Origin of the sequence: Brevundimonas sp., from assembly GCF_036963785.1 — a bacterium.
Taxonomy (GTDB): domain Bacteria; phylum Pseudomonadota; class Alphaproteobacteria; order Caulobacterales; family Caulobacteraceae; genus Brevundimonas.
In genome coordinates this window covers 521670-533704 of record NZ_JBALUS010000002.1, presented here as the reverse complement: position 1 = coordinate 533704, position 12035 = coordinate 521670, and the positions used below count along the sequence as shown (strand labels likewise).

Genomic DNA, 12035 nt, shown 5'->3' with positions numbered 1-12035 from the left:
ATCACCGGCCTGGTCGATGCGCTGGCGGGGAAGTCTAACACCGGTCACGTCCACTCGGGCGCGGACATCACCTCGGGCACGGTGCCGCTGGCGCGGCTCCCCAACCTTCCGGCCACCCAAACCAACAGCGGCACCTTCGACGCTGCCAGAATTCCGGCCCTCGACGCGAGCAAGGTCAGCACGGGCGCCTTCGATCCGGCGCGGATACCCTCTCTCGATGCTTCGAAGGTCACCTCCGGCGCCTTCGACCCGGCCCGCATTCCCAATCTGACCACGTCCAAGATCACGGACCTGCTCGATCTGGTGTGGCCGGCTGGAAAGCTGCACCTGTTCGATATGGCGGCGGTCCCGGCGGGCAACCGCTGCCTCGTCGCCAACGGCGCGGTCGTGTCCCGCACCACCTATGCCCGGCTCTTCGCCGCCATCGGCACCCGCTATGGCGCCGGCGACGGCGCGACCACCTTCCAGATCCCCGACTGGCGCGGCGTCTTCTTCCGCGGTCTCGACAATGGTCGCGGCCTTGATCCCGGTCGCGGGCTTAGCACCGGCACCTATCAGGCCAGCCAGAACCTGCAGCACCGCCACTCGGTGCCCACCCGCAGCTCCAACGGCACGGATGAGGGCTATGTCGAGGACACCGACTCCGGCGGCCTCGTGCGGACTGTTTTCACGGCATATGAGGGCGGCAGCGAGGCCCGCCCGATCAACGAGGCCCTTCTGGCCTGTATCTCCTACTGAGGCGCGCCATGCTGATCTATCACTATGACCCCGCGACGGGCCTCTACCGAGGGGCAGGGATGGCCGAAGCCGACCCCATGGAGCTCGAGCTGGCGCGGCAAGCTGCCTATGATCCGCTGGCCGCTGCGGCGCATGAGGCCTACTCGGCCGCATACCACGAGGCCATGGCAGACTTTGCGACCGCCCCGCGGGCAACCCTCGACCAGCTGGCCCAGGCCGAGCAGGATCTGGACGCCGCGATCGGGCTGGCCATGCAGATCCGTGACGCCGCCCTGGCCGACGCCGCGGCCGCCGCCGCCCGGGTGAGACCCGAGCACTGGCTGATCCCGGCCAACGCCACCACGGTAGCACCGCCTGCCTTCAGCTTCGATGAGGAGGTCGTCTTCGAGGAGGGCGTCTGGAATGTCCGCCCGGCCGCTGCCGGCGATGATGATCCCGACCTCGAGCCCGACGAGGTCGTGCTGGCGCAGGCGGTCAGGTCCGACAGGGCCCGCCGCATCACCCGGGTCCGCTGGCTCATCGACCGGCACCGGGACGAGGTGGCGCTAGGCATCACGACCACACTGACGGCCGAGGACTATCAGACCGTGCTGCGCTACATCCAGGACCTGCGCGACGTGCCGGAGCAAGGTGGCTTTCCGCACACGATCAGCTGGCCCCAGCTGGATGAAAGCCTGACCGCCATAGGCTGACCGCCTTTTGTGCCGTGCGGTGCTGACAACACCACGGCCCTGCGAACCGTCGCGGCCTGCGCCATCGTCCGCAGCCTATGACCCGGCCCGCCAGCACCCGTCAGGACTCCGATCCCGATCGCACGATCGGCGCGCTTCTGCGTGTCGGCACGGTCCAGTCCGTCGACCTCGAGGCCGGCAAGGTCATCGTCGCCATGGGCGACCAAACCACCCCGCCGATCGACTGGCTGATGCCGGTCGGCGACACCACGCTCTGGATCCCGCCGACCGTGGGTCAGCAGGTCCTGGTCCTCGCGCCCGAAGGCGACATCGAGCAGGCCATGGTGCTGAACGGCCTGCCGTCTTCGGCCTTCGCGCCGCTGTTCCTCGGGCTGGTCAATACCATCCGGTTCAAGGATGGAGCCCAGGTCTCCTATGACCCGGAGGCCGAGCGCCTCGAGGTCAACACTCCGGGCAGCGTGAGCATCACCGCGCCGGGCGGCGTCACCATCGTCGGCGATACCACCATCACCGGCAATGTCTCGATCGACGGCGACACGGCGATCACCGGCAACACCGTGGTCGATAAGAAGGTGACCGCCACCGAAGACGTCGTGGTCGCCATTCCCGGCGCACCCAAGAGCCTCAAGGCGCACGTCCACACCGGCGGCACGATCTCCGGCAAGACGGGAGCGCCCGTATGACCGGCATGTCCCGTTTCACAGGCCGGGCCATCGACAGCCGCAGCGCCGAACATCTCGAGCAGTCGATCGGCGACATCCTGACGACGCCCGAGCGGAGCCGCGTCATGTTGCGGCCCTATGGTTCGCGGCTCCCCGATCTGGTCGACCAGCCCGACAACCCCCGCACGCGCCTGGCCATCTATGCCGCGACGGCCATGGCCCTGTTGCGCTGGGAGCCGCGCGTGCGCCTGACCCGCGTGACACTCGAGCGCCCACGGCCCGGCGCCCTTTACCTCCGGATCCTCGGCAAGCGCGTGGATCTGCCCCGGCCCCAGGGCTTCGACTTCGCCTATCCGCTCTCCCCCTCCCGATCCGCCGTCTGATCGCCCGCTTCTCAGCAAGGAAACCCCATGGCCCTGACCCCTCGCCCCCACGGTGTTACCCTCACCGCCGCTGCCCTCGGCGCGGTCGCCCTGATCGTCAATCCCCTGTCCGTCTGGGGCATCGTTGCCACGGCGCCTGATGCGGTCGGCCTTGACCTCAACACGCCCATCCTCGTCCAGGACCTGGAGGCGACGATTGCCGCGGCCGGCGCGGCGGGCACTGCTTCACGCGCGCTTCGTGCCATCGCCGACTTTGGCCGCTCGACCGGCGTCCTGATCCTGGTCGAGGAAGGGGAAGGCGTCGATCCTGAGGACATCGCCGCCGATCAGGCCGCGAACGTCATCGGCGGCCTTCAGGCCCTGCTCCTGGCCGAGCAGACCGTGGCGGTCCGCCCGCGCATCCTGGCTGCGCCGGGTCTGGACGACGCCGCAGTCACCGCCGCCATGGGCGTCGTTGCCACCCAGCTGAGGGCCATGGCCTATGCCCGTGCCGAGGGTGCCACCCCGGCCGAGATTCACACCTATCGCCAGACCTATTCGACCCGCGAACTGATGCTGATCGACGGCGACTTCGACGCCTTCGACGCCCTGGCCGAGGCCGAGGTGGTCAGCTTCGCCACCGCCCGCGCAGTCGGCGCGCGCGCCTGGCTGGACCGCGAGGTCGGCTATCACAAGACGATCTCCAATGTGGCCGTGCCGGGCGTACTCGGCCTGACCAATCCCCGCACCTGGGATCTGCAGTCGGCCGACACCGAGATCGGCCTGATCAACGGGGCCGACGTCACCGGCCTGATCCGCCGCAATGGCTTCCGCTTTTGGGGCAACCGCACCTGTTCGGATGATCCGCGCTACGCCTTCGAGAGCGCGGTCCGGACTGACCAGGTGCTGCGCGACACCATCGCCGAGGGCGTCTTCCCCTACATCGACCAGCCGATCCGCCAATCCCTGGCGATCGACATCATCGAGAGCCTGAATGCGCTGGGCCGTCGCGAGGTCCTGGCCGGTCGCCTGATCGGGTTCGAAGCCTTCCTCGCCGAGGGCAACACGCCCGAGATGCTGGCCGCCGGCAAGCTGAAGATCGGCTACCGCTTCACGCCCTGCGCCCCGCTCGAGGAGCTCGGAATCGGGCCGGAGATCACGGACGAGTTCTACGCCGACTTCGCCGAGCTGGCCGGCGCCGCCTGATCCCCTCGAAACCCTGAGCCCCCCTTAAGCGCTCCGCGCGCCCCTTCATCCAGGAACACCCGCCATGCAACTGCCCCGTCAGCTCAAGGATATGAACGTCTTCAACGCCGCGAACTCCTTTGCCGGTCAGGCGATGAAGTTCACCCGGCCCAAGCTGGTCATCAAGACCGAGGACTATCGCGGCGCCGGCATGCTGGGCACCGTCAAGCTGGACATGGGCCTCGAGGCGATCGAGGTCGAGCACGAGTACGGCGGCGACATGCCCGAGCTGAACCGTGAGTTCGGGACGACCGACATCGATGGCAGCCAGCTGCGTTTCGCGGGCGCCTATCAAAACGACTCCACGGGCCGCTATGACGACGTCCAGATCGTGGTGCGTGGCCGGCACATCGAGATCGATGCCGGCACCGATGAGGTCGGCGCCAAGTCGGGCACCAAGTACAAGACCGCCTGCACCTATTACAAACAGACCCGCAACGGCCGCGTCGAGTTCGAGATCGACATGATCGCCGGCACCTTCCTCGTCGACGGCGTCGACCGCCGGGCCGAGTTGCGCCGCATCGTCAACTGATGACGGCCGGGCGCTCCCTTCCCCCGATCGCGGCCGCGCTCCAGCGCCAGCGCCAGGATGACCTTGCCCGTCGTCAGGCCGCCGATCGTCACTTCGACCGCTTCCAGGCCGCGCTGACGCGGCGAACTCGCCGGGACCCTTCCAATGACCAAAGCCTCTGACCAAGCGCCTGCTACTGACACCCCGAACGAAGCCGTGCCGTCGACTTCGTCGGCTGAGAAGCCCCGCTCGGGTGTTGATAAGACTGGCCGCCCCTGGGCCCTGGTGACCCTCGACAATCCCCTCGAGCGCGGCGGCGACAAGATCGTCGACGTCACGGTGCGCAAGCCGAAGGGAGGCGATCTTCGCGGCGCCAAGCTGACGGACCTCTATTCGGCCGACGTGGTCGCCATGTCGATCGTCCTGCCGCGCATCACCGAGCCGATGATCCACCGCCAGGAATTCATGGACATGGACGGAGAGGACATCGCCCAGCTGGCGGGTGAGGTGATCAATTTTTTGCTGACGAAGTCGCAGCGTCGGGAAGCCTCCCTGGCCGAGTAGAGGACGCCTTCGCGGACATCATGTTCGTGACCCATGGCTGGACCCGGGCGGACCTGATGGCCCTGGACCTGGCCGAACTGGCCGAGGAACGCGACCGCGCGATCGCCCTGTGGAATCGGGTCAACGGCCCCAAGGATGCCTGATCGGTGGACAAGAACCTTCGCCTTAACCTGATCTTCAAAGCCGCAGGAAACGCGAAGAATTTCCTGAGCGGCGTGAAGGGCGAGAGCGACCGCACGTCCAAGGCTCTGGGAGCAGCCCGTGAGCGCGTGACGGATCTGCAGAAGAGCGTTCGCAATATCGCGGCATACAAGCGGCTGCAGGGCGAGCTGGGCCAGACGCGGTCTCGCCTGGCCGAGGCACAGAAGGAAGCCCAGCGGCTGGGCCAGGCGCACGCTGCAGCTGACAAGCCGACCCGCCAGCTGACCCGCGCCATGGAGATCGCGCGGGGCAAGGTCCGGGATCTGCAGGAGCAGGAGCAGCGCCGACGGCGCGGCCTGCAGGATCTCAGGGGCTCGCTGGCCGAGGCGGGGATCTCGACCAAGAACCTCAGCGGCCACGAGATGCGGCTCGCCCGCGAACTGCGCGAGGCCAATGGGGAGCTGCGCGAACAGGCCCGCCAGCTCGAGGTTGTCGCTGCCCGACAGAAGCGCCTGTCGGACGCCCGCACCCGCTACGACAACACCCAGCAGCTGGCCGGCACCATGTCCGGCGCCGGCATGTCCTCGATCGCGGCGGGTGGTGCTGTGGCTGCGCCGCTGGTGATGTCGGGTCGAGAGGCCATGTCGTTTGAGGACGGCATGCTCGATGTGGCCAAGGTGGTGGACTTCGAGACGCCACTTCAGTTCCGGCAAATGTCGAATGATATCCGCGATCTCTCGACGCGTATTCCCATTGCGACTGAGGGCTTGACCGCCATTGTCGCGGCGGCTGGACAGGCCAGCATCCCGCGAGCCGAGCTGCTGGGGTTTGCCGAGGATGCCGGCAAGATGGGCATCGCCTTTGACACCTCGGCAGATCAGGCCGGGTCGATGATGGCCACCTGGCGCACCGCCTTTCGCATGACCCAGCCTGAGGTGAGGGGGCTGGCCGATCAGATCAACTATCTGGGCAACACCGGCCCGGCCAACGCCATGCAGATCTCGAACATCGTCACCCGCATCGGGCCGCTGGGGGAGGTCGCCGGCATGGCGGCGGGAGAGATCGCAGCCCTCGGCTCGACCATGGCCGGCATGGGCCTCAGCGACGAGATCGCCGCGACGGGCATCAAGAATACTGTGCTGGCCCTGACCAAGGGTGAGGCCGCCACTCGCATGCAGCGCCAGGCCTGGCAGGCACTCGGCCTCGATGCCGTCACCGTGGCCAAGCAGATGCAGCAGGACGCTGGCGGCACCATTCTGGACGTGCTGGGCCGGATCTCGAAACTAGCCCCTGATCGCCAGAGCGCCATCCTGACCCAGCTCTTCGGCTCGGAATCAGTCGGCGCGATCGCGCCCATGCTGACCAATCTCGATCTGCTCGAGGAGAACCTGGGCAAGGTCGCCGACAGCAGCCTGTACGCTGGGTCGATGCAGAAGGAGTTTGAGTCGCGCGCTGCAGCGGCCTCGAACGCCGTTCAGCTGGGCCAGAATGCCATCAAGGCCATCGGTGTCGAGATCGGTTCTGCCTTCCTGCCCCAGATCAAATCTGCGGCCACATGGGTGCGAGACACCACCAACCGCTTTCGCGCCTTCGCGGGGGAGCACCCGGGCCTGATCAAGGTTGTCGGCACCCTGGTCGGCGTTCTGGCTGCCGGCCTGATCATCTTCGGTGGCCTTGCGTTGGGGGTCGCGGCCGTCCTCGGCCCCTTCGCTCTGCTCCAGCTGACCATGACGCAGACCGCTGTGCTTTTCGGCCCCGTCCTCACCGGGCTGAAGCTTATGACCCTGTCGGTCTGGCGGTTCACGGCAGCCCTGCTGGCCAATCCCATGGTCCTGATCGCAACCCTGATCATCGCCGCCGTCGCGGCTGTCGCCTATGTGATCTACCGGAATTGGGGACGCATCGGCCCTTGGCTCAAGAGCCTGTGGAATGGGATCACAAAGGCGGTCGGCGACGCCTTTGGTGTGATCAAGTCCCTCTTCCTGAATTTCACCCCGATGGGATTCATCATCAGGAACTGGCAGCCGATCGTCGGCTTCCTGTCGGCCCTGTGGAATCTGGCAGGCGAAGTCGTCGGCCTCGGGCTCGACTATGCCAGATACCTGCTCGCCCGCTTCTCTCCCATGGGCTACGTCCGCAAGGCCTGGTCGGGCGTCACCGGCTTCCTCGGCGGGGTCTGGGAGGGCGCCAAGAAGGTTGTCGGAAAAGGGTTGTCGCTCGTCGGCGACGGCCTCATGCGGTTCACGCCCCTCGGCATGATCATCCGGAACTGGGAGCCGATCTCGCGTTTCCTGAGTGCGGCCTGGGACACCTATCGCGGCGCCGTCCAGACGGGCCTCGATGCCATTGGCGGGCTCTTGATGCGCTTCGCTCCGGTCGCCTTCATCGTGAACAACTGGGGTCCGATCTCAGGCTTCGTCGTCGATCTGTGGGACAAGGTGAAAGGCGCCGTATCGACCGGCATCGACTCGATCAAGACCGTGATCCGCGCCTTCAACCCGCTCGACGCATTCAAGTCGGCCTTCGCGGATCTGTGGACATGGCTGTCCGACTTGCCCGGCAAGCTGCTCAAGGCCGGGGCCGACGCGATGAACGGCTTTGCACAGGGCATCCGGGGCAGGCGGGGAGAGGTGCAGGCCGCGACGGCCGAGGTGGCGCGCGTGCCCGAGGCCACCACCCGGCGCGTGACCCAGACCCGCTCGCCGTCGCGCGTCATGATGAACGTCGGCCGGGACGTCATGTCCGGCTTCACCCTCGGCCTCGGCCAGAACGGGCGCGGCCCGGCCTCGGTCATGGCAGGTGCCGCAGCCGCGCTGATCGCGGCGGGATCCGTGACCATGCCGGGCGTCCGGCCGGGGGTCATCGACGGGTCCGAGCGGGACGGCGCGGCGGCATCCTCCCCCTGGGCTGCGGCGGACGGATCGGGGCTGGCGCGCCCGGTGTTCGACACCGGCCCTCGGCTGGAAGCGCGAGCTGGCGCCACACTGGCTGCGTCTCGAGCTGGCGTCGCAGGGCCGACGATCGGCACGCTTAGCATCACCATCGTCCAGAAGCCCGGCGAGGACGCCGAGGCGCTGGCGCGCCGCGTGGCCGAGCTGCTCCGCAAGCCCGACCTGTCCAGCCTCTCGGATGATTCCGACAGCTATGGAGAGGCCTGATGTCTGACACGGCCATGCTGATGTCGCTGGGGATGTTCGGATTCTCGATCGACAGCGCCCTGTTCGACCAGATGCGCCGGCGCAGATCCTGGCGGCACCCGACGAATGAGCGGGTCAATGCTCGCCCGGCCGGCCAGTTCGCGGGCCCGGGTGACGACATGATCGAGCTTTCGGGGATCCTCGCCCCGGGCCAGATCGGCAAGAAGGATGCGCTCGAGGAGCTGGCGGCCATGGCCGACACGGGGCAGGCCTGGACCCTCGTGGACGGGGAGGGCTTCGTCTATGGCGCCTTCGTCATCGAGGGGCTCGATGAGGGCAAGCGCAACTTCATGGCGGGAGGCATCGCCCTGCAGACGGACTTCAGCCTGCAGCTGCGCCGCATGGATGACACCGAAGGCGAGGACGCCCCGGCCGAGGCCACCTCGTGACCCAGGCGCCCGGGTATATCCACCGCCAGGCGTCCTACGACCTGGCCGTCGACGGCAACAGCATCAGCGGCGACGTCTATCCTCGCCTGATCACCCTGGCCCTTTCAGAGAGAAGGGGCACGGATGCGGACGAGCTCGAGCTGGTCCTGGACGATTCTGACGGGCGGGTGGCCATCCCGTCGCCCGGCGCGGAGATCTCGCTCAAACTCGGCTGGCGCGACCTGGCGGATGGCGGCACCACCAGCCTGATCGACAAGGGCACCTTCAAGGTGGATGGCCGGCGCCATACCGGAACGCCTGACCGCCTGATCATCAAGGCCCGGTCGGCCGACCTTACCCGGGCCTTTCGAACGCGCCGCACCCAGACCTGGACCGATGCCACCCTCGGCCAGGTGCTGGCCGACGTTGCCGGCAGAAATGGCCTGCAATCGCGCGTGGCGGCCGACAAGGCCGCGCTGGCCATCTCTCACCTCGATCAGGACCGCGAGAGCGACAGTGCCTTCCTCGCGCGCCTGGGGCGCCTCCACGACGCCGTGGCCACCGTCAAGGCCGGCCACCTGCTGTTCGCGGCCGTCGGCTCCGGAGAGACCGCCGGCGGCACGCCCATTCCCCCCGCCACTCTGACCCGCCGCGACGGCGACCGTCACGATTGGGAAGCGCCCGAGCGGGAGAACTATTCGGGCGTCATCGCAGTCTGGCAGGACCGCGCGGCGGCGACCCGGCGTGAAGTCCTGGTCGGCTCGGCAAGCAACCCCAAACGGCTCGGCCGCGTCTACGGATCACAGGCGTCGGCCAGGCGTGCGGCGGAGACCAATTTCAAGCGACAGGGCCGCAAGGGTGCCACCTTCAACCTGTCGCTCGCCCGCGGCCGGCCCGATCTCTACCCCGAGCAGAAACTGAGCCTGTCGGGCTGGAAGCCCCAGATCGATGCGGCCGACTGGCTGATCGTCGAAGCGCGCCACACCCTGTCCGGCAACGGTGGCCTGACCACGTCGCTGCAGCTCGAGCTCGGCGGCTCGCCCTCGTCCTCGGGCTGAACAGCCCCGCCGGCATAACTCACGGTTCTTTTATTCTGACGTTTGGGAAGATTTCTGCTATGACATCCACAGGGGCAAAGTCGGGGTCATCCATGCAAGACACGGCTACTACGGCTGCCTCAAACTCTGGCCGGTTCACTTCTTCCCATCAGCCGGACGCCTTCAAGGAACCGGGCCGTCGCTTCGGCGGTCATATCCGCACCCAATGCCCTCACTGCCGGTCCCAGGCCAAGGTGCGCAGCAGCAAGGTCATCACGCCGCTCTACAAGGAGCTGCGATTCCAGTGCTCGGACATGGAATGCGGCCACACCTTCGTCGCCAGCCTGACGATCGACCGCACGATCGTGGCCTCGGCGCGGCCCAATCCAACGATCCGTCTTCCGGTCGGAAACCCCCGGCCGACGACGCCGGCGAACGACCTCTGACGCAGCAGAGCCGCCGAATCCGGAACATCCAGGCGACAAAAGTTGGAATGGGGATCAGGAGCGAGTTGGAATGGCCACTCGCCCAAAAAGGCGGGCGCGCCACTTAATCCTGATTTTGCTAAGGAAAAAGTGGCGCGAGTGACGGGGCTCGAACCCGCGACCTCCGGCGTGACAGGCCGGCACTCTAACCAACTGAGCTACACCCGCGTTTCCCGTTCAGGCGTTGCCGCCCGAAGGAGGGCGTCGTTTAGGCGGGGCCTCGACCGACGTCAAGCGGGTCGAGGCCCCATTTTTTCGTCAACCCGCCGGGACGGTCTGGACCGGCGGCCCGGAGGTCGCTGCCGCCTCCGCCGGAGCGGTGGGGCCGGTCAGGGCCTCGGGCTGCGCCGCCTCGATCGGCGGCGGCGGCTGGTACCGGACACTTTCGCCCGGTCCGAGGGGGATCTGGAAGGCCGCCCACAGTCCCGTCAGGATCGCCCCGGTGACCGAGAAGGCGATCGAATAGGGCAACATCACCGCCATCAGACTGCCGAGGCCGAAGTCCTTCACCCATCGCTGGGCAAAGGTCAGGATCAACGGGAAGTAGACCATCAGGGGCGTGATGATGTTGGTGGTCGAATCGCCCATCCGGTAGGCGGCGGTGGTCATATAGGGGCTGACACCGACCAGCATCAGCATCGGCACCAGGATGGGCGCGAGGAAGGCCCATTTGGCCGAGGCCGAGCCGACGAAGATGTTGACCAGGGCAGCCACCACCACGATCGAGACCAGCAGGATGAACAGCTGCATCGCGCCGATCGGCTCGGTCGAACCGGGTTCAATGCCCGACAGCAGGCGAATCTGCTCCGCGCCCGCCACGGCCATGATGGGGCCGAGCCCTGACCAGTTGAAAAGGGCGACGAAGTGGGCCGCCACGAAGGCCAGGACAATGTAGGGCCCCATGTCTGCCATGGCCTGGGAGGTCATGCGGACGATGTCGCGGTGGCTCTTGATGGTGCGGGCGACAACGCCATAGGCCACGCCGGTCAGCAGGAACATCAGGAAGAAGGCGGCGACCAGCGAATGGTAGAAGGGCTGCAGGCGCGCGGCCTGGGTCTCGCCTTCCGGATCGATCAGCGGCGCCGAGGGCGACAGGACCAGCCAGGCGAACAGGCCGATGACCAGCAGGGCCGCGAGGCCCGCCCAGACGAGGCCGGCACGCTCCCGGCTCTCCAGCGGCTTCTCAGCGTCCTCGATGGGGGCGCCGGCAATCGGGGTCCAGGGGCCGAGGCGCGGCTCGACGATCTTGTCGGTCACCCACCAGCCGACCGGCACGAACAGCAGGGTCATGCCGGCGATGAACCACCAGTTGCCGGCGATGTTGATCGAGAAGGACGGATCGACCAGCTGGGCCGCAGGTTCGGTCAGGCCCAGCAGAAGCGCATCCAGCTGACCGGGGAAGATATTGGCCGAGAAGCCCCCGGACACGCCCGCGAAGCCGGCCGCGATCCCGGCGATCGGGTTGCGCCCGGCTGCGGCATAGATGGCCGCTGCCAGCGGGATCAGGACGACATAGGCCGCGTCAGCCGCATGGTTGGCGACGATGGCAACGAGGATCACGATCGGGGTCAGCAGGGCCCGGGGGGCCTTGGACACACCGGCCTTCATGGCCGAGGAGAACAGTCCGGTCCGTTCCGCCACGCCCGCGCCCAGCATCACGACAAGGACATATCCCAGCGGGGCAAAGCCGGTCAGGGTCTTCGGCATATCTTCGAACAGCCGACGCAGATTCTCTCCGGAGAACAGACTCTGTGCCGCGATGACATCGCCCGTGATCGGATTGAGGGCTTGCCAGCCCTGGGCCGATGCGAAGACGCTGAAGCCCATCAGCCCCAGAATAAGCCAGACGAAAATGAAAACGGGGTCGGGCAGGCGATTGCCCGCCTTTTCCACCCCGTTGAGCAACCAGTTACTGATACCCATGCGCGATAATCCCTCAACCTGACCCCATCCTCTGGTGCTGACCTTGGCAAAGGCCTGTCAGCCTGTCGATTCCCGTCCGGCGTTTTGCGAACAGGTCGCAAGAAAAACCT

The 12035-nt window shown here is 67.1% G+C and carries 13 protein-coding genes and 1 tRNA gene; 12 read left to right on the top strand and 2 right to left on the bottom strand.

The window, feature by feature from the left end; genetic code table 11:
• From V7672_RS06265 to V7672_RS06210, 12 genes are all read left to right on the top strand, one after another.
• Nucleotides 1-738 (top strand): phage tail protein (locus V7672_RS06265; RefSeq protein ID WP_335623727.1); only part of this gene is annotated, 738 nt, incomplete at its 5' end.
• Nucleotides 739-746: 8 nt separating this feature from the next.
• Nucleotides 747-1430 (top strand): phage tail assembly chaperone, encoded by a 684-nt coding sequence (locus tag V7672_RS06260; protein WP_335623726.1) that lies wholly within the window; start codon nucleotides 747-749, stop codon nucleotides 1428-1430.
• A 77-nt stretch (nucleotides 1431-1507) separates the two neighbouring features.
• On the top strand, nucleotides 1508-2113 hold the full coding sequence (locus V7672_RS06255; protein ID WP_335623725.1) for a phage baseplate assembly protein V: 606 nt from the start codon (nucleotides 1508-1510) through the stop codon (nucleotides 2111-2113).
• A 5-nt stretch (nucleotides 2114-2118) separates the two neighbouring features.
• Entirely contained in the window at nucleotides 2119-2475 is a 357-nt protein-coding gene (locus V7672_RS06250) for a GPW/gp25 family protein (RefSeq protein WP_335623724.1), read from the top strand.
• 27 nt (nucleotides 2476-2502) lie between these two features.
• Nucleotides 2503-3660 (top strand): phage tail sheath subtilisin-like domain-containing protein, encoded by a 1158-nt coding sequence (locus V7672_RS06245; protein ID WP_335623723.1) that lies wholly within the window; start codon nucleotides 2503-2505, stop codon nucleotides 3658-3660.
• A 64-nt stretch (nucleotides 3661-3724) separates the two neighbouring features.
• A complete protein-coding gene (locus tag V7672_RS06240) occupies nucleotides 3725-4231 on the top strand; it encodes a phage major tail tube protein (protein ID WP_335623722.1) in 507 nt (168 codons plus the stop codon).
• 144 nt (nucleotides 4232-4375) lie between these two features.
• Nucleotides 4376-4774, top strand: coding sequence for a phage tail assembly protein (locus V7672_RS06235; protein WP_335623721.1), 399 nt, complete (start codon nucleotides 4376-4378; stop codon nucleotides 4772-4774).
• Between the two features lie 20 nt (nucleotides 4775-4794).
• Nucleotides 4795-4917 carry a hypothetical protein gene (locus V7672_RS06230; protein WP_335623720.1) on the top strand — a complete coding sequence of 41 codons (123 nt, stop codon included), beginning with the start codon at nucleotides 4795-4797 and terminating at the stop codon, nucleotides 4915-4917.
• Between the two features lie 3 nt (nucleotides 4918-4920).
• Nucleotides 4921-8073 carry a phage tail tape measure protein gene (locus tag V7672_RS06225; protein ID WP_335623719.1) on the top strand — a complete coding sequence of 1051 codons (3153 nt, stop codon included), beginning with the start codon at nucleotides 4921-4923 and terminating at the stop codon, nucleotides 8071-8073.
• Nucleotides 8073-8501, top strand: coding sequence for a phage tail protein (locus V7672_RS06220; protein ID WP_335623718.1), 429 nt, complete (start codon nucleotides 8073-8075; stop codon nucleotides 8499-8501). Before V7672_RS06225 ends, V7672_RS06220 begins: the two co-directional genes overlap by 1 nt.
• Nucleotides 8498-9538 (top strand): contractile injection system protein, VgrG/Pvc8 family, encoded by a 1041-nt coding sequence (locus V7672_RS06215; protein ID WP_335623717.1) that lies wholly within the window; start codon nucleotides 8498-8500, stop codon nucleotides 9536-9538. Before V7672_RS06220 ends, V7672_RS06215 begins: the two co-directional genes overlap by 4 nt.
• A 59-nt stretch (nucleotides 9539-9597) precedes the next feature.
• Nucleotides 9598-9963, top strand: a complete 366-nt coding sequence (locus tag V7672_RS06210) for an ogr/Delta-like zinc finger family protein (RefSeq protein WP_335623716.1) — start codon at nucleotides 9598-9600, stop codon at nucleotides 9961-9963.
• Nucleotides 9964-10093: 130 nt separating this feature from the next.
• Here V7672_RS06210 and V7672_RS06205 read toward each other — a convergent pair.
• Both V7672_RS06205 and V7672_RS06200 read right to left on the bottom strand, forming a co-directional pair.
• A tRNA-Asp gene (locus tag V7672_RS06205) sits at nucleotides 10094-10170 on the bottom strand.
• 90 nt (nucleotides 10171-10260) lie between these two features.
• Entirely contained in the window at nucleotides 10261-11925 is a 1665-nt protein-coding gene (locus V7672_RS06200; protein WP_335623715.1) for an AbgT family transporter, read from the bottom strand.
• Nucleotides 11926-12035 lie beyond the last annotated feature (110 nt).